Source organism: uncultured Draconibacterium sp., from assembly GCF_913060805.1.
Classification (GTDB): Bacteria; Bacteroidota; Bacteroidia; order Bacteroidales; family Prolixibacteraceae; genus Draconibacterium.
In genome coordinates, this window is record NZ_CAJXTC010000008.1 from 141,127 (window position 1) to 164,426 (window position 23,300).

The window sequence follows — 23,300 nt, forward strand, 5'->3', positions numbered from 1 at the left end:
TTTAATTATTTCGAAAAGAAAATATGAATCGAATTTGTAATTTATTCAATATAAAATACCCCGTAATTCAAGGGGGAATGGTTTGGTGTTCGGGTTGGAAACTGGCTTCGGCGGTAAGTAACAGCGGAGGACTGGGACTGATTGGTGCCGGATCGATGCACCCCGAAACGCTGGAGGAGCACATCATAAAGATGAAGGCGGCAACCGATAAATCTTTTGGTGTTAACGTACCTTTAATGTATCCCGAAACCGAACGCATAATGGACATAATTGCGGCTCACGAAGTACCTGTGGTTTTTACATCGGCCGGTAGTCCTAAAAAATGGACGGGCTGGTTAAAAGACAAAGGAATTACGGTGGCGCACGTAGTGTCGAGCTCTTTTTTTGCAGGAAAGTGCGAGGCCGCCGGTGTTGATGCGATTGTTGCCGAAGGTTTTGAAGCCGGTGGCCACAATGGCCGCGAAGAAACTACTACGATGACATTAATTCCATCGGTGCGAAAAGCTACCAATTTGCCTTTGCTGGCAGCCGGAGGAATAGGATCCGGCGAGGCCATGTTGGCCGCAATGGTGTTAGGTGCAGATGGTGTTCAAATCGGATCTGCATTTGCCGTTTCGGAAGAATCGTCGGCACACCCAGATTTTAAGAAGTTGATTACTGAACTGGGCGAAGGAGGAACAAAACTGGCCTTAAAAAAACTGGCACCGGTACGATTAATCAAGAATAGCTTTTTTAACCAGGTTGACGAAGCCGAAAAAGCAGGGCAAACACCGGAAGCAATGGCCGAATTACTTGGTCGTGGCCGCGCAAAGAAAGGAATCTTTGAAGGCGACCTAGATGAGGGCGAACTGGAAATTGGGCAGGTTTCGGCACAGTTAAATCAAATCAGGCCGGTTGCAGAAATCATGAATGAAATTATTGCTGCCTATGAAGCTGCCCAAAAAGCTTCGGGGCAGGGACGGTTTGAGTTTTAATGGTGATGATTGTTAAATTGTAAAACTGTTAAATTGCAATTTGCGCCTGAAAACTGTGACTGAGACTTTTTGTCTCGGCGAAATTCTGTGACTTTTCTGCGCAACTCTGTGGTAGAAATAAAATGATAACCAGTTTGCTGTTGTAAACCTGCGGAACCTTCCTGGTGGTGACTAAAGCCCCTCTGTCCCGATTCGAAAGGTGTTTTGTCGCCACAAAAGCGCCGTTGTAACACTACGAAAGTAGTTTTGTAGTGACAAAAGTGCCGTTGTAGCACTACGAAAGTAGTTTTGTGAAGACGGAGGAGCTTTCAAACAACAACGAAAGCAGTTTAGTGATTCTTTTGATGGTAGCAAACTGCTACGAAACAACTAAATTGATGCCTTTGACGGTTTTGTACATCTACGAAAACTCCAAATTAGTGACCAAAATGTTATTGTATATCTTCAATACATTTAGTTCAACCCTTGTTTCAGGCTCCCCTTAAATGCCGAATGTCAGATTCACAAAGTGTTGCAAAAACAATTTCGGGAATTATGACGATTGTTCTTTAAATTTTAAAGGCATTCTGCGCCGAAACCCTTTCACTTCTCGCATAATTCGTATATTTGGTCTGCTTAAAAGAATTTAATGAAACGGATAGCAATTCAAGGAATAGCCGGCTCTTTTCACGAGGATGCGGCCCGACGATATTTTGACGAAGACATAGAGGTGGTTGAGTGTAAGACATTTACTACCGTATGCGATATGATTGATAACGACCAGGTGGATTTTGCCGTTATGGCCATTGAAAACTCCATTGCCGGTAGTTTATTGAATAATTACCAGCTGATACGCGATTATCATTTGCGCATTATTGGCGAGATTTACATTCATATTCAAATGAATTTACTGGTGAACGAGGGTGTGAAATCGGAGGATATCAAGGATATTCACTCGCACCCCATTGCCTTGCGCCAGTGTATGGAATACATCGAGCACAATTATCCGAATGCACAATTGCACGAAAAACTGGATACGGCAGCGTCGTCGAAACTGGTGTCGGATAATAACCTTAAAGATGCTGCATCGATTGCAAACTTGCGCTCGGCAGAATTATATGGATTGAATGTTCTGGACACAGGAATTGAAACCAATAAGAAAAATTACACCCGCTTTTGGATTTTGTCGAAACACGGCAACCCAACCGAGGGAAGCAATAAAGCATCGGTATGTTTTGAGGTTGGACACTTTTACGGATCGTTGGCAGCCGTGTTAAATACTTTTGCCAAAAATGAGATTAACCTGACCAAGATTCAATCGGTGCCAAAAATTGGTAAACCCAACGAATATACGTTCCATGTTGATATTGAATGGGAAAAACCCGAAAACTACGATAAGGCAATTCATCAGGTGCTGAAATGTGCATCGAGCCTGTCGATTTTGGGCGAATATCAAAAAGGAAACCTACATAATGAATAAAACTAAAACTACAAGATATGAGTAAAATAGCAATTTTTTACGGTCCTGAAGGTGGATCAGTAAACCGCGTGGCAGACAAAATAAAAGAGCTAATTGGCGAAGATAAAGTGGAGATGGTAGCAGTTAAAAATGCTTCGGCTGCCGATCTGGAAAAATACGATAAAATAATTTTTGGTCTTTCAACTGTTGGAAAAGACACCTGGGATTCGGAATATTCAACCAACGACTGGGGAAAATTCTTACCCGAAATTTCGAAGGTGGATTACAGCAATAAAACAGTAGCTGTTTTTGGTTTGGGCGATCACGTTACTTACGCGCATGCTTTTGTTGATCACATTGGTTTGCTGGGTAAAGAGCTCATGAAAAACGATGCTGTTTTGGTTGGTCCGGTTGAAACTGAAGGTTACGAGTTCGAAGAATCTGACGCTGTTGTTGATGGTAAATTTATTGGTTTGCCGCTTGACGAAGATTTTGAGCCGGAAATGACCGACGAACGTGTAACAGCGTGGGTTGAGCAAATTAAACCCGACTTCGGATTTTAAAGACCTTGCAGAGACTGGAGCACAATGAGATAGTGATACTGAAAACTGCGACTGAGACTTTTATTCTTTGTGTAACTCAGTGACTTCTCCGTGTAACTCTGTGTTAAAAAAATGTGAGTGTAGAGCTCAGAAAAAATGAAATAGCCCACGAAGATTGTGGCTGACAACTCTGAACTCAAAACGTTGAACTTATTAGTATGAACAATTCACCTCTCGACAAAAAACTTGTTGAAGAAAAGATAGCGCAATTGCGCATCCCCGATATTGGCAAAGCATCCATTCGCGAAGTTGTGGCCTTGGTAAACCTTGTTGAAGAAGCCAGCGATTTTAAATACGTTCGCATGGAAATGGGTGTTCCCGGTTTACCGCCGGCAAAAGTTGGTGTTGAAGCCGAAAAAGATGCGCTCGATCGTGGTGTGTCGGCCATTTACCCGATGGTTGACGGAATAAAACCAGTGAAGGAAGAATCATCAAAATTCATTAAAAACTTTTTGAATGTTGATGTGGCGCCTGCTGGATGTATTCCAACTACCGGATCGATGCAGGGAACTTACGCTGCTTTTATGGCGGCCGGTAACTGCGATAAAAAGAAAGACACCGTTTTGTTTATCGATCCCGGATTTCCGGTGCAGAAACAGCAAATGATGGTGCTCGGCCAGAAGTTTGAAACCTTTGATGTATTTAATTACCGAGGTGAAAAACTGAAGGAAAAACTGGAATCGTACCTTGAAAAAGGAAACATCAATTCCATTGTTTATTCGAACCCGAACAACCCGGCGTGGATCTGTTTCAACGAGGAGGAACTGAAGATTATTGGCGAATTAGCTAATAAATACGATGTTATCGTTATGGAAGATCTGGCTTATTTCGGTATGGATTTCCGCACCGATTTCTCGAAACCGGGCGAAGCGCCTTATCCTCCGTCTGTAGCTCATTACACCGATAATTACATACTGTTTATCAGCAGTTCGAAGATATTTTCTTATGCCGGACAGCGAATTGGCATAATGGCAATTTCTGATAAATTGTTTAGCCGCGATTATCCCGATTTGCAGGAGCGTTTTAAAGGAACAACCTTTGGAGCTACCATTACTTTGCGCTTATTGTATTCGCTTTCGTCGGGTACCAGCCATTCGGCACAATGGGCACTAGCTGCCATGTTTAAAGCAGCCAACGATGGCGAATTTAATTTCGTTGAGGGCGTAAAAGCCTATGGTGAACGTGCCAAAGAAATGAAACGCCTTTTTCTTGAAAATGGTTTTAAGGTGGTGTACGAGAACGATTTGGGCGTACCGATTGCCGACGGTTTTTATTTCACGATCGGTTATCCGGGAATGACAGGAAATGAGTTGGTCGCCAACTTGCTTTTCTACGGAATTAGTGCCATCGCACTCGATAATACCGGTAGCGACGAAGAAGGTATTCGCGCTTGTGTTTCGTTTGTGTTGCCGCATCAGTTTGGCGACCTCGAAGAGCGCCTGAAATTGTTTAACGAGAATTTTTCAAAATAAACTTTTTGTCATTTTGAAAGCGGGCAGCGAGAGAGAAATCTGTTTGAAATAGATTTCTCTCCGTTTCTCCTCGAAATGATAGAAGAAGATTAGAAAGGAATGGATAGACAAAAGATAATTTCCCGATTCGAGCATACCCTGAGCCTGATTGATACGTTCAATTTGAAGAATGAACCGGTGGTGCTAAAAAAGGGCGAATTATTTATTGATTACGGCGAGAAGAACAAAAAGCTGGGTATTTTGCTTGATGGTCTGCTTTACGCCTCGTATCTATCCGACAGTGGTACTGAGTGGGTATCACGTTTTTTCTTTCCTCCCAACAACTTTATTGTAAGCAATCATCGAGGATTTGTACTAGGTAAAGATTCTACCGAGGCCATTCGTGCTTACGAAGATTCGCGCTTGATCTTTATTGAAAAGGATGAGTTCAAAACTTTACTCGATGAGAATCATAAGTTTGAACGCACGGTGCGTATTCTTGCCGAAGAAAGTTACATCCAGGCAATGGATCGTATTCACTCGTTTCAATCGCTGAATGCAGAGCAACGAATCCGTAAATTCTTTGTGGAATATCCTGAGCTGGCACAGAAATTACAACGCCAGCACATTGCTTCTTATCTCGGTATTCACCGAAACATTTTAACCCGGATTTTATATAAACTGTAGGTTTATTTTTTGCCTGTTGTGTTCATTACCGGGAAAGGCTTTGTGGCTTCGCCGGTATATAATGTAACATGCGGGAACGGAATTTCAATTCCTTCAGCATCAAAACGGGCTTTTATTTCCTGGAAAATTGAGTTTTTCACTTTTAGGTAATTCTGTTTTTCGAACCAAACTCCCAGCAGAATATCAATACCACTGGCACCAAAATCTTTAAAAACGATGAGTGGTTCAGGCTCGTCTAAACTCAAAGGATTTGCTTTTGCCACCTCTTCCAGCAGCGTTTTAACTTTTGCCAGATCTTCTTTATAGGCCACGCTAACGTTAAAATCGAGGCGACGGATAGGGAAGCGCGTCACATTTATCAGCTCAGTGGAAATAATGGTCTGATTTGGAATTCGCAATAGTTGGTTGTCAAATGTTCGTATTTTAATGGATAGTAGATCGATGCTAAATACAACACCGGCTTTATCGCCAACTTTTATCACATCGCCAATCTCGAACGACTTTTCTCCGACAAGGAAAAAACCGCTTACAATATTGCCAATACTGGTTTGCGAGGCCACACCAACTACCAGTCCGATAACACCCGCCGCGCCAAAGAATGGAGCCAGACTGATATTTAACTGGGCAAGAATAATGAATGTCAGTAACAGGAAGCCCGAATAATAAATAAGGCGCTGAATGATCATTTTTCGTTGCTGCGAAAGCGACTTAGGAAGCACTTTTTTTACAACGGATGCCAAAAAGTAGATCAATGCAGTTCCTACTACCAGGATTAGCACGGCCCACATTAACTTTTCAAAGTTTGCTGCATTAAAATATTTCGAGAAGTCAAATTTCATTATTCAGAACGATAAATGTTTTTAATAAAATGGAAATTAATTTTTAACAGGCTTTTACCTTCCGGATTTCGTGGCTTGGCAACGATATCATGGTTTTCGCCGTGAAAAGCTTTTGCGAAACCATAATTTACCGAACTCAAATGATCCTTGCCTCTGTATTCCAGTTTCACCTGGCTGGTTACGAGATGATTGCTAAATTTAACCAAATTCATCTGATCAACACGAATAATCAATCGTTCGATCTCAAGAGCCGCATTGTCGTTATTAAAAATGGTGATGGGGCAAATGGCAAATCGCTCATCATCTTCAATTGTTTTAAAATCGAGAAAGTGATCAGATTCCAGCGCAAAAGCAACTTCGCCGTTTACCGGTTCGCCAAACCAGGTGTTCGAAATCTGTTGCAATGGAAATTCTGCAAGCAGATTTTCGTCTTGCTTTTTACTGGAGTATACCTGAAGTATCAGCGGAATCTTTACAAAAAAAGTTAATCGCTGTTTGGGCGAAATTACTATCTGGCTGCTTTTAAAAACCATTGGTTTTGCAGGCAAAGCAGGAGCCAAAATCAGTTTATTCGATTTTCCGGAGTGGTAATAAGTCCCGTCAACAATTTCGTTCGAATCGATTTCCTCTCCGTCTATATTATCAAACGATTTTAGGTACCATCCTTCGTCGTTGCGCTTAATTCCCAGCGTAAAGAAGCTGTAGTCGATTAAGTCGCTTTCGCCCGGGGTGAGTTGTTTTTTACCGTATATAGATACTTTCTCCATAGTCAGATTTTGATAAATAAAATTACCAATTTTTTGGTCTGAAAAATCATATGTTGAAAAAAATCCGGCATTGCCGGACTGATTTCTATAGATTTTATTTTGTTTTAATATAACCTGAAAAACTATCGATTGTTTGAGATTGCTGAGCAAATTAACCGATATGATCCGGTTTATACAATTCTTCTGCCAAAAGGAGTTAATGCCAGCGACGCCATTTTAAAGTGTTGTTTTGCCCATGGAATTCCAATAATAGTAATACCCAATAGAAGGCCAAAAAGTACGTGGGTTAGCATGATCCATATTCCACCAATAAATAACCAAATAATATTCATGATGGTTGACAAACAGCCCGGAGCATAATCCATGTATTCAATTTTTTGCCCGAAAGGCCAAAGTGCGAGTATGCCCAGTTTAAACGATTGAATACCAAAGGGGATTCCGACGATTGTGATGCAAAGTGCGATACCAGCCAACATGTATTCCAAAAAGATGGCAAAACCACCAAATATTAACCAAATTAAGTTTCCTAAAATTTTCATTTGTTATAATTGTTAATTCATTTTCGTGAAAAAAAGCAAGCCCAGCAACAGAAATAAGAATAGCGCAAGTAAAAGCACTATAATTTTTGGCATTGCAGTTTGCTCTGATATTGTTTGTCTCTTGATTTTCTGATTTGTTTTGGCCAATTCTTTCTTTTTAAAACTCTCGCCAAGTGCCACTCCAATCGATATTCCAATTCCGGCTCCCAGCGCAATTCCAAGTCCGATATTATCGAGCGCAACGCCCAGCGCAATTCCCGGGCCCATTCCAATGGCATAACCAATGGCAATTCCCCGTGCCATCGCCTTCGAAGCCAGTTGATTATTTGCGCTATACATTCCTGCTTTATTTTGTTTGATAAGGATAATTACCAACACAGATAAAAGTAAAATACCAACGGCCAGTCCTGCAAAGAGTAATGTTGAGTTCATCGTTTTCTTTTATTTGTGTATCAAATCAGAACTAAATTACTTATTTCATCGGTTTTTCTGCCTTGCGAAAAAGGTAAAACGCCGATAATTACAGACGAGCGTTAAATATTAGGGATTGAACAGGAATAATTGTTTCTGCAGTTGGTAAATACTTTTTACTTTTAAGCTTTTGAATTGAAAGCAGAATTATGATTGAACAGAAAGAAATAACACTTCCCGCATTTAGGCGCGGATACCATTTAATTACCCGTTTAATTGAAGAGCAGTTGCCCAATTTACCCGAGAAAGGTTTGTTGCATATTTTGGTAAAACACACATCGGCCGGAATTACTTTGAATGAAAATGCCGACCCGACCGTGCGTACCGATTTCGAGAATTTTATCAATAAAATGATCCCGGAGAATGATCCGGTTTATGTGCACACTTACGAAGGAGCCGATGATATGCCGGCACATTTAAAATCGTCGGTAATTGGTGCCGAAGTTACGATTCCGATTACCCGACATCGTTTAAATTTAGGTACCTGGCAGGGAATTTATTTTGGCGAATTTCGCGATTATGGCGGCGCCCGAAGGGTGGTTCTTACTGTTTATAGTTAATGTTATTTTCAAATATAAAAGATGGTGTTTTATTTACACTTTTATTTTAAATTTACTTTAGAATAAAATTTATGATACATGAAAATTTCTGTTGACAACTATTCTGAAGAAGAATTGCAGGAAGAGGGAGTATTTGATTGGCCTGTTCGTAAACTCGGTGAAGAAAAAATCGACTGGTATTACGAGGAAACAGAGTTGTGTTATATTGTCGAGGGGGAGGCAGATATAACAACCGAGTTTGAGGCGATAACCGTGCGTGCAGGGGATTTTGTTACCTTACCAAAAGGGTTGGAGTGTGTTTGGGACGTTGAGGACGAAATAGAAATGCACTATTCCTGTGAATAATCATATTTGCTTTTTAAATATTTTACAAAGTTTGCATCCGGACTAACTATTGATTTAAATCCTATGCGAAAGATCTTATTATTAGTGGTGGCAATCATCGCGTCACTTGGTGCAAACTCCCAGAAAATTAGTAAAGAAACTCAGAAACGGATGCAGTGGTTTGGCGATGCTAAACTGGGCATTTTTATCCACTGGGGAATTTATTCGGTAAACGGAATTGATGAGAGCTGGTCGTTTTTTAACGACTACATTTCGTACGACGATTACATGAATCAATTGGCCGGATTTACTGCTGATAAATATGATCCGGAACAATGGGCTGAACTGATTGCCGAAAGTGGTGCCAAATATGCTGTTCTTACCACAAAACATCATGATGGAGTGGCACTTTGGGATACCAAGTGCGGTGATTTAAATGTGGTGGACAAAACACCTGCCGGAAAAGATTTGGTGGCGCCTTTTGTAAAAGCACTTCGCAAAAACGATTTAAAAGTTGGTTTATACTATTCGTTGCTCGACTGGTCGCACCCTGATTATCCGAACAAAACACGGAAAATTAAACGTTACGAAAATGACTCGCTTCGCTGGGCAAAATTTGTCGACTTTAACTTTTGTCAGTTAGAAGAGTTGTCGAAACAGTTTAAACCCGATTTGTATTGGTTTGATGGCGATTGGGAGCAATCGGCAGAAAAATGGAAAGCAAAAGAGTTGAGCGAGTCACTGCGAAAATGGAATAAAGATGTGATTCTGAACAGCCGGATTCAAGGCTATGGTGATTATGCAACACCCGAACAGGGATTGCCGATAACACGCCCCAATGCTCCTTATTGGGAGTTGTGCATGACCATGAACGACAGTTGGGGATATCAGCACAACGACCACAATTACAAAACGCCGAACCAGGTTATTCGTATTTTGGTTGATTGCATAAACAAAGGTGGAAACCTTCTACTGGATATCGGTCCAAAACCAGATGGTTCGATTCCGGAAGAGCAGGTTGAGATATTAAAAGAACTGGGCCGCTGGACTAACAAACATGCAGAAGCCATTTATGGAACACAGGCCGGAATCCCTTACGAACATTATTACGGGCCAACTGCGCTGAATAAAACCGGAGATATTCTTTATCTATTTGTTCCACATAAACCAAACGGTTCGCTGGTGTTGAAAGGAATTAAAAATAAGATCAACCGGATATGGGTAGTTGGTAACGGTACCAAGTTAAACTGGGATGTAAAAATGAAACAATACTGGAGTGCTGTTCCTGGTATTGTTTATATTGACGTACCGGAAAAAGTATTGGACGAGCAGGTTACAGTAATTGCAGTTCTTCTCGACGGAAAAGTGGACCTTTACCGTGAGCAGGGACAAGTGATTGAGAGTAACTAAAACACTTTAACTAATCGTAAGTATATCGCCGTCTTTCTGCACGTTATATTTTTTCAGGCTGGTGGGTGCCGGTCCGTTTATTACGGCACCACTGGTTGTAAAACGCGAGGAATGACATGGGCAGAGAATATTGCCGTTGTCATGATTGTAAGCCACTGTGCAACCTTCGTGCGTGCATACTTTCGATAGTGCCAGATAGGTGTTTTCACCCGTTCGGAAGATCATAATATTTCCTGAGTACGCATAGCCACCAATTGTACCCAAATCCTCATAAGTAGAGCTTGTAAGATCTATAGTTACGTCGGTATTCGGCTCATCTGGATCGTTCGGCACAAAATCGTCATCGCTACTGGAACAGGCACTTAAAATTGCAGGAGCAGTCAATAGAATACTGCCGCCATAAGCAAACTTTTTGATGAATTCTTTTCTTTCCATAATCGTTTTACCGGTTGTTTGAACTTATAAACACCAAAATGTATTTTATTGTTCGAAAATGAAGGATGCAGAATTAGATGTTAATTTAAAATCGTGAATTTCAGATACGTCATTCCGAACTTGATTCGGAATCTCTATTATTTAAAAGATGCTGAACTAAATTCAGCATGACGAAACGAAGTTACCTACTTGACTTAATTACTAGTTGAGGTCACATACTTTTTCCAGCTCGCCGGTGTGCAAATACCACAAAAAACCAGTCACCTTCTTAAAGCCGGTGTTTTGCAAAACTTTGGCATACTCTTTTACCTGGTACAAATACTTGTCTTGTCTTTCACCGGTTTTGTAGTCAACAACTATTGCTTCGTCGCCCGAAAACATAATCCGGTCGGGGCGAAGTAGTTTGTCCGAAGTCAGCAGGTCGCGTTCATTCAGTACTTCGTAACTGCCATCAAACCACTTTTTAACTTCCGGAAGTTGCAGGTTGTTTCGCAGGCTTTCTTGAATTTCATCAAACTCCGCTTTTGATACTTTGCCGTCGTGCAGTGCCTGTAAACAAGCGGCGTTGGCATCGTCGGCCAAAACAATTTCGGATAAAATGTCGTGAATGATCTTACCCGTATTTTTTACTGAATGCTGCTGCTCGTTCTCAATTAAAAAGTCATCGCCATTTAATCGCAAACTTATCTTATCTGAGATATCGTTAAAGTTGTATTGTTTGATCAGAATGGCTTTCTGATCGTCGTCATCTTTTTGCTGCAGGTCAATTTTGCCAAATTCAAAACAATCCTGTTCTTCGTTAAAACAATCGGCAAATTCCTCTTGTTTGCTCTGGTTGGTCAGTGCTTTATGCAATAAATAATGTATTGGCTTGCCCGAACCTGAATTATTCTTGCTCTCTTTTGGCATGGGGCAGTTGGCAATCAACACCGAGGCGGCACGTGTAAAAGCTACATAAACCAGGTTTAGCGTGTCGATGTAATAATTCATCTTTTCCTCGAAATACATGGGCGCAAATTCCGATGTTTCCATGTGTTTACCCACCTGAATCGGTAGCAACGGGAATTTATTAAACGGCTCAGATTGTGGCTTGCACCAAAGTAAAGGTGCCGTTGTGCCACTCCAGCTGGTTTTCCAGTCGAGGTAGGGGAGCAGAACAGCTTTAAACTCCAGTCCTTTTGATTTGTGAACGGTCATCAGGCGGATTGAACTTACTTCTTCGTTTACATTTACCGATGTATTGCTGCCTTTTTCATTCCACCAGTACAACAGGTTCGACAAATCGTTCGACAACGATATTTTTAATTCGCCCGCTTTGTCTATCAGTGTTTGCAGAAATGGCAATTCCGATTCAAAATTAAACAAACCAAAAAGCGAACAAATATGTGTGATCGTTTCATCGAGCGAGGTAAGCATTACCTTTCGTTTTACCTGTTCGAGTTTACCTGTTAATTCCGATGCAAACTCTTCGTCAAAACCGGGTTGCAGATGCCAGTCGCTGTAATCATTAAAATCAAGCAGACTCTGTCCGTTGTTTGAATGAACTGGTATGCCCATGGTTTTTAATCCGGGTTTTAACCAGCTTTGCCACAGGTGTAGCAAAGTAGCTTGCGTGATTTTATTCTCCGGATCGATGAGTAGCTCGATGGTGTTTATCACAAACAAAACCGCTTTTGAGGCATGCAAAAACAACGATTCGTTAGACAGTACTGAAAGGTTGTACTTTTTATTTTCGTCGATTTTGGCAGCCGCTAAAAAGGCTTCTATAATCGGGCCTCCCTCTTTGTTCTTCCGGATTAAAATGGCAATGTCTTTGGCTTTAATTCCTTGATCTTGCAAGTATTTTACCTGCTCAACCAACTGCTCGGTGGCGTTTTCTTCAAAATCATCTTTGGGTAGGAAATTGATTTGTGTTAAACCGGTTGCTTCGCCTTTTGTTTTTCCGGCTTCCTGTTGGTAAGACGAATAAATATGATCGAACTTTTGAATGTAAGCCTCCCGGTTTTCAAGCGATCCGATCAGGTAATCTTCAAAAGCTGTTTTTAACTCACCAAAAATGGCATTGTTAAAAGTGATGATATTTTTATCGCTTCGCCAGTTTTTTTCAAGGGTAAAATCCTGTTTTTGTTCCGGTGAAAACTGGGCATCCAGTTGTTCAGCCAAAATGCTCCAGTCGCTGTTACGCCAGCGGTAAATCGATTGTTTAACGTCGCCCACAATAAGGTTGGCATTTCCTTCTGCCAGCGAGTTTTCAAGCAGCGGCCGGAAGTTTTTCCATTGTAAACCCGAGGTGTCCTGAAACTCATCGAGCATAAAATGTTTGTAGTAGTTGCCTATTTTTTCGTACACAAAAGGCGAATCGCTTTGCCCGATAATTTTGCTTAGCAAAAGGTTGGAATCGGAAAGTTGCAAGGCTCCTTTTTCCTGTTGAATTTTCTGTATTTCAACTTTTAGATCGGTTAAAATACCGAGCATGCGAAGCTGACTAAGAGCGGCAAGAGCTGTGTTGTATCTTGCCCAGTTTGTATCGAAATATTGTACGATATCAGTTAACATTGGCTGGAGCCTGGTTTCTGCAGCAGCTAGTATTTCATCGCGACGTTTACTGCTTTTCGAACTCCATTTCTCAATATCTTCAGCACAATTGCGCACTGTTTGTGTGAAGTTGGGAAGAAGGCCATTGGCGAGCTTAACAAAAAAGCTACCAATACTTCTGCTTGCACCGCCTGAAAAGTCTGCAGGTCCAAGGTTTAATCCTTCCATGGCGGCCACTGCATTTTCACCTTTTGACTTTAGCGTGCTCTCAAAATGTCTTTTTATCTGGCGCAACTCTTTACCAAATTCATTCAGGTTTTCGCGGTTATAAACCGATTCACCTTCATCGGGGAAAAACACCTGGAATGATTCTTTAAAAAGTTCTTTTCCCAGGTTTTTTATATCGTCGTCGATGCGCTGACTACGGTTGGCTTCAATCTTTTCTTTACTAAAATCGCGCAACCATTTTAGCAGATCTTTGTCATCGTTAATTCGCGCCAGCAACCGATCGGCAGCCTCCTGTAAAAGAATATCGTTATCAAGTTCAACCGTAAAATTAGGCGAAATACCAAGCTCACGGTTAAAGGCTTTTATCACTTTTTGCGTAAACGAATCGATGGTGTTTATGGAGAAACGATTGTAGTCGTGCAGAATATTTTTCAGCACTTCTTTGGCCCGTTGCCGGATAAATTGCTCGGTATAATTATTGTCTTTTTGTAGTGGTTCAATATAAGGCGAATCTTTCTCGATGGCCAGCAAATGCAGTTGCTCGAGAATCCTGCTTTTCATTTCGTTGGTGGCCTTGTTGGTAAAAGTTACTGCCAAAATGTGCTTGTAATTATACGGATTGCTGAGGATGATTTTCAGGTATTCAACAACCAGTTGAAAGGTTTTTCCCGATCCGGCAGAAGCTTTGTAAACTGTAAGCATGAAAGTGATCTGAGTTTAAAGTTCAGTTTTTAAAGATAAGATTTTGCGTGGAGGAAGCAAGACTAAAATCCCGGTGGTCCCTGTCGGTTTTGTTGGATGCTGATGCTGGTTTCGATTTTGAATTTCTTTGAAACTTTGTATTGCATAAACATAGTGGAGCCGTAGGCATCGAAATACCCCATATTCTGATTCGGTAGGGGTGCCGTATTAATTAGGTTAGCCCCGTAGCTGTATCCGCCAATCACAAATTTATCTCCCAATTCGAAGGCGGCCGAACTCAACATTTCGGCATTGTAATAATAAGGCGAAACAATATCCGATCCATGAAATGATATGCTGGAATAATCAAATTGTGGGAATAACGCCAGCGCTAAAGTATAGCGACTTTGGTAGAATTGGTTCATGTTGAATTCAGGTAGCTGCAATTCATCCAACAGGTAATTGTCATTCATTCCACCATTGATCAGGTTATAATATTCAATTTGGCGATGCATTAGCACTTCGCTCGAATCAACTTCGCCAAAGTCCATTTGTAAACCTTGCTGGGCAAATGCCTGCAGGCCAAAAAACAGTAGGAATATTATTAAAACTGATCGCATAGCTTTCATTTCATAGTGCTATACAAAAGTACCATTTATTACCAGGGGATTCAAAAATGTGGGCTTAAAAACTGTTAACTCATTAACAGTTCGTGGCGCTCTTTAATCTCGTTGTAAAGTCCGTCGCTGATTTTGTACAACGGTAAACGAAGGTTATTTTCGATAATTCCCTGAATATTCATCAATGCTTTAATTCCGCCGGGATTACCTTCGCGGAACAGCAATTGGAACATCTCGATCAACTCGAAATGAATTTTGCGAGCTCCATCAAAATCGTTCGCTAAAGTGCGGTGAATCAATTGACTCACTTTATCAGGGTAGGCGTTTGCAATAACTGAAATTACACCTTGTCCGCCAATGGCAGCAATGGTAATCGCCAGCAGGTCGTCGCCCGAAATAACCGTGAAATCATCGGGTGTATATTTACCGATTTTTGTCATTTGCGAGTGTTCGCCCGACGCTTCTTTAATGGCCACAATTTTATCCGATGCTTCAGCCAAACGGCCAACTGTAGTTGCATCAAGGTTTACACCTGTACGCGAAGGTACATTGTAAAGAATGATCGGAACCGGACTGGCTTTGGCAACTTCAAGATAATGGTGGTACATTCCTTCCTGCGAAGGTTTGTTGTAGAAAGGAGTAACAACTAAAATTCCGTCGATACCTTCAAAGTTAAAATTGTCGATTTGGTTGCACATGGTACGGGTATCGTTACCGCCCATTCCAACAACAACCGGCAAACCATTGGCTTTTTCTTTAACCAGTTCAACTACGTGCGCTTTTTCATCGGGCGTTAAAGTGGCTGTTTCGGCAGTTGTGCCAAGCGCCACCAAATAGTCCATATCGCCTTTTACCTGGTTTTCGATTATGGTTTCAAGTGCTTTGTAATCAACCTGATCGTTGTTTGTGAACGGAGTAATTAGCGCTACCCCTGCGCCTTTGAAATATCGACTCATGAATCTGTACTGTTGTTTAGCTGCGCAAGATAGAAAATTTGTTGCTCGGCTAAAAACATTGTATCCTTATTTTGGTCAATCTTAATATTCAGATCGAAGTAGGAATTATCGGACTCAGAACTGCCTATTTTGAATTTGGCACGTGATAAAGCCGTGATGTAATCGACCGCGTAATTTTTTTCTTCAGCCAGACAAAGAAGCAGGTCAAGTTCCATTTCGATGAAGTCGCTCACTTTTTCGGGTTTCGGAATTCCCCACCAGTTGAGGTCGTTTACGATTAACGAGTTGGCTTCGGCTGCCGGATTTGAGTCGCTGTCGAAAACGCAGTAATCGCGGAAAATTGCCCCGTGATGGTTAAAATAATCGCGGAGATACTGCACGGCAGGTTTTTCCGATGGTTGCCAGATAACGCCAACTTTCGAGTGTAAAGCAAGATTTGGAATTACCGGTGTGCGTTGCTGCGCAGCCACCAGTTTCTGAAGTTTTCGATAGGCATATTTTTCTTTAAATCCCATGCTGCAGTGTCTTATTTTCTTTTCTTCTTTTTTGGATTACAGGTTTTACAAAAATCGCCCAGATTTTCCAGTTCTTCCAGCGACCATTTCATCCACTTCTCAATTTCCGAATCAAGAGTGCCGTTAAACGTATCACTTTCCACCTGCGAAAGTAGTTTTGCATGTTCCGCATAGACTTCCTGGTGTAATTCCGAAGGACCTTTTGTTAGCATCGTTTTGCGCTCTTCGAAAAACTTTTTGCGCAGATTGCGGGCCTGAATTTCGTAGAGGTTAAAAATCAGTTGCTGATAACGCAATAAACGCGCTGTTGCTTCTTCTGTTCCGTCGTCGATGTACGAAGCATCTTTTTGAAATCGGCACGATACATTTTCATTCAGGTTACGGTTCATCACCAGGTTTAAACCGCCCGTTTCGTATTCCACGGAAAAACTTCCCGAGGCCGTTTGCATTTGTCCGCTGTTGGGCGCCTCTGCCTGAAAATCGTCTTTGGTAAGTTGATAGTCGGCCGACCACTCAATAACATTTTGGGCACTGGCGGCAATTGATAAAAGGAATGATATCGATAAAAGAAAAATTGTTTTTGTCATATTAAAACCGGCGTATTTAGCTTCAAATGTAATTTTTTGCGTCATTATTCTCTACAAACTATTCAATCATTTTTAGGAAATCTTCCTCGCTGATCATGGGAATTCCGAGCTTTTCAACTTTTTGCAGTTTACTTGGCCCAACATTACTTCCAGCGAGCATGTAACTTGTTTTTTTCGAAATGGAGCCTACATTTTTACCTCCGTTCTGCTCGATCAGTTTTTTCAACTCATCGCGCGAATGTTGCTCGAAAGTACCCGAAATAACAATGCTCAAACCTTCCAGTTTGTTGGTTTGCCCTTCCAGCTGATCTTCGCTGATTGCAAACTGAAGTCCGTATTCTTGCAGGTGTTGAATAAACTGCAGGTGTTCTTCGTTCGAAAACCACTCCACAACACTTTCGGCAATGCGGTCGCCAATTTCATCAATTTCTACCAGTTGCTCTTTCGTTTGTACCTGAATATTTTCAATGGTGTGTAACTTTTTTACCAGTGTTTTTGCTACTGTTTCACCAACAAAACGAATTCCCAACGCAAAAAGTACACGTTCGAACGGAACTTGTTTTGATGCTTGCAAACCATCAAGAATTCGCTGTGCCGATTTATCCGCCATACGTTCCAGGTTTAGTAGCTGCTCTTTTGTAAGTTGGTAAAGTTGGGTAATGTTTTTTGCCAGACCTTCGTTATAAAGCAAATCAACCGTTTCCTGACCGATGCCATCAATATCCATTGCTTTCCGGCTAACGAAATGCTCCATTTTGCCTTTTATTTGCGGCGGACAAGCATCCTCGTTCGGACAATAATGAGCGGCTTCACCTTCTTTTCTTATCAGCTTCGTTCCGCACTCAGGGCACGATTCAATAAACTCAACCCGCTGAAACATCGGATGTCGTTTGGCCGGGTCAACACCGGTAATTTTCGGGATGATCTCACCACCTTTTTCTACAAAAACAGTATCATCGATATGCAAATCAAGGTTGTTGATGATATCGGCATTATGCAGCGACGCTCGTTTTACAATGGTTCCGGCAATAAGCACCGGCTCAAGATTGGCCACCGGCGTAACTGTACCGGTTCGGCCTACCTGGTACGAAACCGACTTTAAAATAGTAGCAACACTTTCTGCTTTAAATTTATAAGCAATAGCCCAGCGCGGCGACTTGGCGGTAAAACCAAGGTTTTTCTGCAATCTTCGTGAGTTTACTTTTATCACAATTCCGTCGGTGGCAACCGGCAGCGAAAAACGCTCAGTATCCCATTTCTCGATAAAAGCGAATACTTCATCAATGTTTTTGCATAACTGTGTGTGCTCCGAAATTTTAAAACCCCATGCACGTGCTTTTTGCAAACTTTCATAATGACCGTCTTCCGGTAAATTTTCGCCAAGCACATAATACAGGTAAGCATCCAGTTTTCGTGAGGCTACAATCGAAGAGTTTTTCATTTTCAGCGTTCCTGCAGCTGTATTTCGTGGATTGGCCAATAATGGTTCGCCGGCTTTTTCTAATTCAGCATTCAGATTATTGAATACCTCGAACGGCATTAAAATCTCGCCACGAATCTCAAAACTCTCAGGATAATCGTTCCCACGCAATTTTAAAGGTACCGATTGGATGGTTCGTACGTTGTTGGTTACATCGTCGCCTTTTACGCCGTCGCCACGGGTGACAGCTCGCACCAGCTCGCCATTTTCGTAAGTCAGACTAATTGATGAGCCATCAAATTTCAACTCACACACATACTCAAAATCATCAGTGCCAATAATTTTCTGAATGCGGCTGTCGAAATCTTTCAACTCGTCCTGCGAGTATGCATTCGATAACGAAAGCATGTTGTACTTATGCGTAACCTGTTGGAAATCCGAGCTCAAATCGCTACCCACGCGCTGTGTTGGCGAGTTCGGGTCGTTAATATCGTATTGTTTTTCAAGGCGCTCCAGCTCCTTTAATTTCATGTCGAAATCAAAATCGCTGATTGACGGTTGCGCCAAAACGTAGTATTTATAGTTGTGTTCGGCCAGTTCGGCCTGCAAATCTTTAATTCGTTGTAAATCCTGTTCGCTGCTCATTCGTGCACTAATTGTAAATGTTTCAAGATGATTTTTCAAAGATAATTTGTTGGACGAAACAAGCATAAATTTTCAGCTACCAAATTTCAATTAACCCCTAAATCCCCTAAAGGGGACCTAGTCGTAATGCTTTTTAGAGGGTGGGGTAAAACACCCCATCGATTAAACAATTTCCATTCGAAATACTTTTAGTAATAAAAGGAAATAGTATTATGGCATTTACACTTGAAATAGGAAAAAAGGCAATTTACTTTGATCTTCCGGCTACCGATGGGAAACTATATACGCTCGAAAGTTTTAAGGACTCGAAATACCTGGTGGTGTTTTTCACTTGTAATCACTGTCCTTATGTGATAAACAGCGACGAAGTGACCCGAAAAACAGCTGAACGGTTCAATCCGCTTGGTGTAGAGTTTGTCGGAATTAACTCGAACAGTAAAAATACTTACGAAGAGGATGATTTCGATCACATGGTGGAGCGCATGAAGGAACACCAGTTTCCGTGGACGTATTTGTACGACGAATCACAGGAAATTGCATTGGCATACGGAGCATTAAGAACGCCACATTTTTTTGTGTTTAACGAAAACCGCGAACTCGTATACACCGGAAGAGGAGTAGACAGTCCGCGCGATCCCTCAAAAATAACGGTGAATGATTTGGCCAATGCGCTTGAAGAGTTGACGCATGGCAAAGACATTTCTGTACCGGTAACCAACCCGATTGGCTGTAATGTAAAATGGGAAGGCAAACACAAACACTGGATGCCTGCTGATGCCTGTGATTTGGTTTGGTGAGGAAATTCAAGGCAAAAGAATAAAGTAAAAAGTTGAGCGTAGCGAAATACCGACCGAAGCGTCGGGAACAAAAGTAACTGTCATCTCGACGAGGAACGAGGAGGGATCTGTAGCAGGTTACTAGTTGCAAGTTACAAGTGGTCTAACGTTAATTTATCAATATCACAATTGTTTTTACCACAGAGTTACACTGAGAAGTCACGGAGTTTCACAGAGGGGAAAAGTCTCAGTCGCAGTCTCAGTCGCATTTCACAGTGCAATTTTGCAATTTATCAGTTTTACAATCTCCATCATTCTCACCATCTCAAAGTCACAGTGCTCTTTTCATTCAATCTCAAAATCAATCTCCATCAATCTTGTAATCAATCTTTCTCAAAAACTTGTTAATAACTCCCTTTTTCATCGCTCGTCATTCCTTGTATATTTGCAGCACTTATGATTGTTTGTATTGCAGAGAAACCAAGTGTTGCCAAAGAAATCGCCAATGTTATTGGGGCAGGTTCGCGAAGAGATGGTTATTACGAAGGAAACGGTTACCAGGTAACCTGGACCTTTGGCCATTTTTGTACGCTGTGGCCCCCCGAGGATTACGACGCCAAATGGAAACGCTGGGATCTGCAAACACTACCCATGTTGCCCAAACGTTTCGAAACCAAAGTAATGACGGGCGATGGTGGTGTTACTAAACAATTCAATACTATCAAAAGCTTATTAGACAAAGCCGAACAGGTAATTAACTGCGGTGATGCCGGCCAGGAAGGGGAGCTGATTCAGCGCTGGGTAATGAAAGAAGCGGGCTACAAGGGCGAGGTGAAACGTTTGTGGATTTCGTCGCTAACGAACGAAGCCATAAAAACCGGATTTCAGAAGCTGGTACCAGCCGAAAAATTTGATAACCTGTATTACGCCGGCAGCTCGCGTGCGATTGGCGACTGGCTGCTGGGAATGAACGCCACTCGTTTGTACACGCTTAAATATGGCGGTTACAAACAGGTGTTATCCATTGGGCGGGTGCAAACGCCAACGCTGGCGATGCTGGTAACGCGCCATTACGAAATCGAGAATTTTAAACCACAACCATACTGGGAGTTACAAACCACTTATCGCGAAACCGTTTTTAGCAATACTGAAGGAAAGTTTTTCAAAAAGGAAGACGGCGAAAAATTGCTGAACCAGGTTTTGGATAAAGACTTGTACATTACTGAAGTTGAAAAGAAAGACGGAAAAGAATATGCGCCGAAACTTTTCGACCTCACCAGTTTGCAGGTGCATTGTAACACCCGTTTTGGACTAACGGCAGATGAAACGCTGAAAACCGTACAGCGCCTGTACGAAATGAAAGTGGTTACCTATCCGCGTGTTGATACCACTTTTTTGCCTAACGATCAGTATTCAAAAATTCCCGGAATTTTAAAGGGACTAAAAAGTTATAGCGAGTTGGCGCAGCCTTTGCTGGCAAAGAAAATCCGTAAATCGACTAAAGTTTTTAACGATAAAAAAGTTACCGATCACCATGCTATCATTCCTACGGGAGAGGAGAAGTTGCTCGGCGGAAACGAAAAAAAGGTTTACGATGCTATTGCACGACGTTTTCTGGCCGCGTTTTACCCCGATTGTAAAGTGGCCAAAACGCAGGTGAAGGCAGAAGTTGATACCGTGCAATTTGTAGCGACCGGAAAACTAATTCTGCAACCGGGGTGGCGTGTTGTTTTTCAGGATGAGAATAGCAAAAGTGGCGATGGCGACACAATTCTTCCGGCATTTGAAAAAGGAGAACACGGTCCGCACGAGCCATCGTTTACGGAGAAGGAAACCAAACCGCCACGTTATTACACTGAAGCATCGTTGCTACGTGCAATGGAGACGGCCGGTAAAAATGTTGACGACGATGAGTTACGTGACCTCATGAAAGCCAATGGAATCGGGCGTCCGTCGACACGTGCAGCAATTATTGAAACATTATTTCGGCGCAAATATATTGAGCGGCAGAAAAAACAGATCCACCCAACCAAAATGGGAATTCAGCTGATTGATACCATCCAAAACGAATTACTGAAATCGGCAGAATTAACCGGGCAATGGGAAAAACAGTTGCGGGACATTGAGCAGGGAGAATACAGCGCTTCAAAATTTATTTACGAGATGAAGCGTATGGTTTACGATCTGGTTGTTGAAGTGATGCGCGATCGTAGCTCGGTAAAACTGGCCGCGCCGGAACCGGAAAACAAGTCAAAAGGTAAAAGGCAAAAGGCAAAAGGGCAAAAGACTGCTGATACCGGTAGTACAGAAATGACCTGCCCGAAGTGTTCGGAAGGAAAAGTGCTGAAAGGTAAAAATGCTTATGGTTGCAACCGTTGGAAAGAAGGTTGCGATTTCAGGCTGCCATTTATTTTTATGGAGAAAAAGCTCTCCGACAAACAGGTTGAGCGCTTGTTAAAAAAGGGAGCTACCACAAAATTGAAAGGATTTAAAATGGGCGATAAAAAAGTGGAAGGTATTCTGCAACTCACTTCGGATTGTAATGTGGAGTTTGTGGATAAATCTCCGGCTGAAAAGAAAACTGCCGACTCAACGCCAAAATGCCCGAAATGTGGCGGAAAAATTATAAAAGGCAAAACAGCTTACGGTTGCAGCAACTGGAAAGAGGGTTGCGATTTTAAATTCACTTTCGATGCCATACGCGAAAAAGCTGCCGGCCGGGAATTAACAAAAGAGCTGGTGCTGGAAATCATTAAGGAAGGCAAATAAATCAATTTAAACTTTTTGATTGTCAGTCTGAGCGAAGTCGAAGACTGTATCCGTTACACTTCGACTTAGCTCAGTGTGACAGCTGATAATTTGAAATAAAGTTACAAGGTAAACTCAAATTAAATGTCCTCTTCTTTCAACAGCTGTTCAAAGTAGGCAATTGTTTTTGTCAAACCTTCGCGAAGCGGAATAGTAGGTTCCCAACCATCCAGTTTTTCTTTAGCCAACGAAATATCCGGTTGGCGTTGTGTCGGGTCATCCTGAGGCAATGGTAAGTGAACGATTTTTGATTTCGATCCGGTAATATCAATAATTTCATTGGCCAGTTCCAGCATCGTAAATTCGCCCGGATTTCCAATGTTTACCGGCCCGATAAAATCGTCGTCGGTTTTCATCATCCGTATCATTCCTTCAATCAGGTCGCTTACATACTGAAAACTCCGGGTTTGCTGTCCGTCGCCAAAAATAGTAATGTCTTTTCCTTGCAGAGCCTGCACAATAAAATTCGAAACAACGCGCCCGTCGTCCGGCTCCATTTTAGGGCCGTAGGTATTAAAAATGCGAATGATCTTTATTAAAACGTCGTTCTGCACATGGTAATTCACGAACAGTGATTCGGCACAACGTTTTCCTTCATCGTAACACGAGCGGACTCCAATAGGATTTACGTGTCCCCAGTATTCTTCGTTTTGTGGGTGAATATCGGGTACACCATAAACTTCGCTGGTTGACGCCTGCAGGATTTTGGCCTTAATACGTTTGGCTAAACCAAGCATATTAACTGCGCCCATCACCGAAGTTTTGATGGTTTTTATGGGATTGTATTGATATTGAATTGGTGACGCCGGACAAGCCAGGTTGTAGATTTCGTCCACTTCGATGTAAAAAGGCTGCGTAATATCGTGCCTTACCAGCTCAAAGTATGGATTTTCAAGCAAGTGAATAATCTTCTGCTTTTTGCCGGTAAAATAGTTGTCGAGGCAAATTACTTCGTTGCCATCGTTCAACAGCCTTTCACAAAGGTGAGATCCAACAAATCCTGCTCCTCCGGTTACCAAAATTCGCTTCATA

At 41.9% G+C, this 23,300-nt stretch carries 22 protein-coding genes; 10 read left to right on the plus strand and 12 right to left on the minus strand.

The genetic code is table 11. The annotated features are described in order from the left end of the window. Nucleotides 1-23: 23 nt before the first annotated feature. The 5 genes from QZ576_RS06820 to QZ576_RS06840 all read left to right on the plus strand — a co-directional run bounded on the left by QZ576_RS06820 (nt 24) and on the right by QZ576_RS06840 (nt 5,152). Nucleotides 24-974: a nitronate monooxygenase family protein gene (locus tag QZ576_RS06820; protein ID WP_297095393.1), complete on the plus strand. Its 951-nt coding sequence runs from the start codon at nt 24-26 to the stop codon at nt 972-974. Nucleotides 975-1,602: 628 nt separating this feature from the next. Next, nucleotides 1,603-2,433 (plus strand): prephenate dehydratase, encoded by an 831-nt coding sequence (locus tag QZ576_RS06825; RefSeq protein ID WP_297095394.1) that lies wholly within the window; start codon nt 1,603-1,605, stop codon nt 2,431-2,433. A 17-nt stretch (nt 2,434-2,450) separates the two neighbouring features. Next, nucleotides 2,451-2,975 (plus strand): flavodoxin, encoded by a 525-nt coding sequence (locus QZ576_RS06830; RefSeq protein WP_297095395.1) that lies wholly within the window; start codon nt 2,451-2,453, stop codon nt 2,973-2,975. A gap of 197 nt (nt 2,976-3,172) precedes the next feature. Further along, nucleotides 3,173-4,486, plus strand: coding sequence for a pyridoxal phosphate-dependent aminotransferase (locus tag QZ576_RS06835; protein WP_297095396.1), 1,314 nt, complete (start codon nt 3,173-3,175; stop codon nt 4,484-4,486). A gap of 99 nt (nt 4,487-4,585) precedes the next feature. After that, the gene (locus tag QZ576_RS06840) at nt 4,586-5,152 is read left to right on the plus strand and encodes a Crp/Fnr family transcriptional regulator (protein WP_297095397.1); all 567 of its coding nucleotides are present in this window, start codon (nt 4,586-4,588) and stop codon (nt 5,150-5,152) included. A 2-nt stretch (nt 5,153-5,154) separates the two neighbouring features. Here the strand turns inward: QZ576_RS06840 and QZ576_RS06845 are convergent, their stop codons facing one another. From QZ576_RS06845 to QZ576_RS06860, 4 genes are all read right to left on the minus strand, one after another. Then, a complete protein-coding gene (locus tag QZ576_RS06845; protein ID WP_297095398.1) occupies nt 5,155-5,991 on the minus strand; it encodes a mechanosensitive ion channel family protein in 837 nt (278 codons plus the stop codon). Next, nucleotides 5,991-6,758, minus strand: a complete 768-nt coding sequence (locus tag QZ576_RS06850) for a DUF432 domain-containing protein (protein WP_297095399.1) — start codon at nt 6,756-6,758, stop codon at nt 5,991-5,993. The genes QZ576_RS06845 and QZ576_RS06850 overlap by 1 nt, the downstream gene beginning before the upstream one ends. 170 nt (nt 6,759-6,928) lie before the next feature. Continuing rightward, nucleotides 6,929-7,297, minus strand: coding sequence for a YccF domain-containing protein (locus QZ576_RS06855; protein ID WP_297095400.1), 369 nt, complete (start codon nt 7,295-7,297; stop codon nt 6,929-6,931). Nucleotides 7,298-7,309: 12 nt separating this feature from the next. Then, nucleotides 7,310-7,729: a hypothetical protein gene (locus tag QZ576_RS06860; RefSeq protein WP_297095401.1), complete on the minus strand. Its 420-nt coding sequence runs from the start codon at nt 7,727-7,729 to the stop codon at nt 7,310-7,312. Nucleotides 7,730-7,917: 188 nt separating this feature from the next. Here QZ576_RS06860 and QZ576_RS06865 point away from each other — a divergent pair, with 188 nt between their 5' ends. The 3 genes from QZ576_RS06865 to QZ576_RS06875 all read left to right on the plus strand — a co-directional run bounded on the left by QZ576_RS06865 (nt 7,918) and on the right by QZ576_RS06875 (nt 10,062). After that, the gene (locus QZ576_RS06865) at nt 7,918-8,328 is read left to right on the plus strand and encodes a secondary thiamine-phosphate synthase enzyme YjbQ (protein ID WP_297095402.1); all 411 of its coding nucleotides are present in this window, start codon (nt 7,918-7,920) and stop codon (nt 8,326-8,328) included. 78 nt (nt 8,329-8,406) lie between these two features. After that, complete coding sequence (locus QZ576_RS06870) at nt 8,407-8,673, plus strand: cupin domain-containing protein (RefSeq protein ID WP_297095403.1); 267 nt, start codon at nt 8,407-8,409, stop codon at nt 8,671-8,673. 63 nt (nt 8,674-8,736) lie between these two features. Further along, nucleotides 8,737-10,062 (plus strand): alpha-L-fucosidase, encoded by a 1,326-nt coding sequence (locus QZ576_RS06875; protein WP_297095419.1) that lies wholly within the window; start codon nt 8,737-8,739, stop codon nt 10,060-10,062. 6 nt (nt 10,063-10,068) lie between these two features. Here the strand turns inward: QZ576_RS06875 and QZ576_RS06880 are convergent, their stop codons facing one another. The 7 genes from QZ576_RS06880 to ligA all read right to left on the minus strand — a co-directional run bounded on the left by QZ576_RS06880 (nt 10,069) and on the right by ligA (nt 18,723). Then, on the minus strand, nt 10,069-10,497 hold the full coding sequence (locus QZ576_RS06880) for a Rieske (2Fe-2S) protein (RefSeq protein WP_297095421.1): 429 nt from the start codon (nt 10,495-10,497) through the stop codon (nt 10,069-10,071). Nucleotides 10,498-10,698: 201 nt separating this feature from the next. Continuing rightward, complete coding sequence (locus QZ576_RS06885) at nt 10,699-13,962, minus strand: exodeoxyribonuclease V subunit beta (RefSeq protein ID WP_297095422.1); 3,264 nt, start codon at nt 13,960-13,962, stop codon at nt 10,699-10,701. 62 nt (nt 13,963-14,024) lie between these two features. After that, nucleotides 14,025-14,561, minus strand: coding sequence for a hypothetical protein (locus tag QZ576_RS06890; protein WP_297095424.1), 537 nt, complete (start codon nt 14,559-14,561; stop codon nt 14,025-14,027). Nucleotides 14,562-14,635: 74 nt separating this feature from the next. After that, a complete protein-coding gene (dapA, locus tag QZ576_RS06895; RefSeq protein WP_297095426.1) occupies nt 14,636-15,517 on the minus strand; it encodes a 4-hydroxy-tetrahydrodipicolinate synthase in 882 nt (293 codons plus the stop codon). Continuing rightward, a complete protein-coding gene (locus tag QZ576_RS06900) occupies nt 15,514-16,032 on the minus strand; it encodes a hypothetical protein (RefSeq protein WP_297095428.1) in 519 nt (172 codons plus the stop codon). The genes dapA and QZ576_RS06900 overlap by 4 nt, the downstream gene beginning before the upstream one ends. 11 nt (nt 16,033-16,043) lie before the next feature. After that, the gene (locus QZ576_RS06905; RefSeq protein WP_297095430.1) at nt 16,044-16,619 is read right to left on the minus strand and encodes a hypothetical protein; all 576 of its coding nucleotides are present in this window, start codon (nt 16,617-16,619) and stop codon (nt 16,044-16,046) included. A gap of 58 nt (nt 16,620-16,677) precedes the next feature. Continuing rightward, entirely contained in the window at nt 16,678-18,723 is a 2,046-nt protein-coding gene (gene ligA / locus QZ576_RS06910; RefSeq protein ID WP_297095432.1) for an NAD-dependent DNA ligase LigA, read from the minus strand. Between the two features lie 173 nt (nt 18,724-18,896). Here ligA and QZ576_RS06915 point away from each other — a divergent pair, with 173 nt between their 5' ends. Then, nucleotides 18,897-19,481: a thioredoxin family protein gene (locus QZ576_RS06915; protein ID WP_297095434.1), complete on the plus strand. Its 585-nt coding sequence runs from the start codon at nt 18,897-18,899 to the stop codon at nt 19,479-19,481. A gap of 435 nt (nt 19,482-19,916) precedes the next feature. Further along, nucleotides 19,917-22,229: a DNA topoisomerase 3 gene (locus tag QZ576_RS06920; protein WP_297095437.1), complete on the plus strand. Its 2,313-nt coding sequence runs from the start codon at nt 19,917-19,919 to the stop codon at nt 22,227-22,229. Between the two features lie 119 nt (nt 22,230-22,348). Here QZ576_RS06920 and QZ576_RS06925 read toward each other — a convergent pair whose 3' ends face one another. Next, the gene (locus tag QZ576_RS06925) at nt 22,349-23,299 is read right to left on the minus strand and encodes a UDP-glucuronic acid decarboxylase family protein (protein ID WP_297095439.1); all 951 of its coding nucleotides are present in this window, start codon (nt 23,297-23,299) and stop codon (nt 22,349-22,351) included. Between the last annotated feature and the right edge of the window lies 1 nt (nt 23,300).

What these genes read in the sequence shown, in the direction of transcription:
- QZ576_RS06820 (WP_297095393.1), top strand. Translation starts at nt 24, where the DNA reads ATGAATCGAATTTGTAATTTATTCAATATAAAATACCCCGTAATTCAA.
- QZ576_RS06825 (WP_297095394.1), top strand. Translation starts at nt 1,603, where the DNA reads ATGAAACGGATAGCAATTCAAGGAATAGCCGGCTCTTTTCACGAGGAT.
- QZ576_RS06830 (WP_297095395.1), top strand. Translation starts at nt 2,451, where the DNA reads ATGAGTAAAATAGCAATTTTTTACGGTCCTGAAGGTGGATCAGTAAAC.
- QZ576_RS06835 (WP_297095396.1), top strand. Translation starts at nt 3,173, where the DNA reads ATGAACAATTCACCTCTCGACAAAAAACTTGTTGAAGAAAAGATAGCG.
- QZ576_RS06840 (WP_297095397.1), top strand. Translation starts at nt 4,586, where the DNA reads ATGGATAGACAAAAGATAATTTCCCGATTCGAGCATACCCTGAGCCTG.
- QZ576_RS06845 (WP_297095398.1), bottom strand. Translation starts at nt 5,991, where the DNA reads ATGAAATTTGACTTCTCGAAATATTTTAATGCAGCAAACTTTGAAAAG.
- QZ576_RS06850 (WP_297095399.1), bottom strand. Translation starts at nt 6,758, where the DNA reads ATGGAGAAAGTATCTATATACGGTAAAAAACAACTCACCCCGGGCGAA.
- QZ576_RS06855 (WP_297095400.1), bottom strand. Translation starts at nt 7,297, where the DNA reads ATGAAAATTTTAGGAAACTTAATTTGGTTAATATTTGGTGGTTTTGCC.
- QZ576_RS06860 (WP_297095401.1), bottom strand. Translation starts at nt 7,729, where the DNA reads ATGAACTCAACATTACTCTTTGCAGGACTGGCCGTTGGTATTTTACTT.
- QZ576_RS06865 (WP_297095402.1), top strand. Translation starts at nt 7,918, where the DNA reads ATGATTGAACAGAAAGAAATAACACTTCCCGCATTTAGGCGCGGATAC.
- QZ576_RS06870 (WP_297095403.1), top strand. Translation starts at nt 8,407, where the DNA reads ATGAAAATTTCTGTTGACAACTATTCTGAAGAAGAATTGCAGGAAGAG.
- QZ576_RS06875 (WP_297095419.1), top strand. Translation starts at nt 8,737, where the DNA reads ATGCGAAAGATCTTATTATTAGTGGTGGCAATCATCGCGTCACTTGGT.
- QZ576_RS06880 (WP_297095421.1), bottom strand. Translation starts at nt 10,497, where the DNA reads ATGGAAAGAAAAGAATTCATCAAAAAGTTTGCTTATGGCGGCAGTATT.
- QZ576_RS06885 (WP_297095422.1), bottom strand. Translation starts at nt 13,962, where the DNA reads ATGCTTACAGTTTACAAAGCTTCTGCCGGATCGGGAAAAACCTTTCAA.
- QZ576_RS06890 (WP_297095424.1), bottom strand. Translation starts at nt 14,561, where the DNA reads ATGCGATCAGTTTTAATAATATTCCTACTGTTTTTTGGCCTGCAGGCA.
- dapA (WP_297095426.1), bottom strand. Translation starts at nt 15,517, where the DNA reads ATGAGTCGATATTTCAAAGGCGCAGGGGTAGCGCTAATTACTCCGTTC.
- QZ576_RS06900 (WP_297095428.1), bottom strand. Translation starts at nt 16,032, where the DNA reads ATGGGATTTAAAGAAAAATATGCCTATCGAAAACTTCAGAAACTGGTG.
- QZ576_RS06905 (WP_297095430.1), bottom strand. Translation starts at nt 16,619, where the DNA reads ATGACAAAAACAATTTTTCTTTTATCGATATCATTCCTTTTATCAATT.
- QZ576_RS06915 (WP_297095434.1), top strand. Translation starts at nt 18,897, where the DNA reads ATGGCATTTACACTTGAAATAGGAAAAAAGGCAATTTACTTTGATCTT.
- QZ576_RS06920 (WP_297095437.1), top strand. Translation starts at nt 19,917, where the DNA reads ATGATTGTTTGTATTGCAGAGAAACCAAGTGTTGCCAAAGAAATCGCC.
- QZ576_RS06925 (WP_297095439.1), bottom strand. Translation starts at nt 23,299, where the DNA reads ATGAAGCGAATTTTGGTAACCGGAGGAGCAGGATTTGTTGGATCTCAC.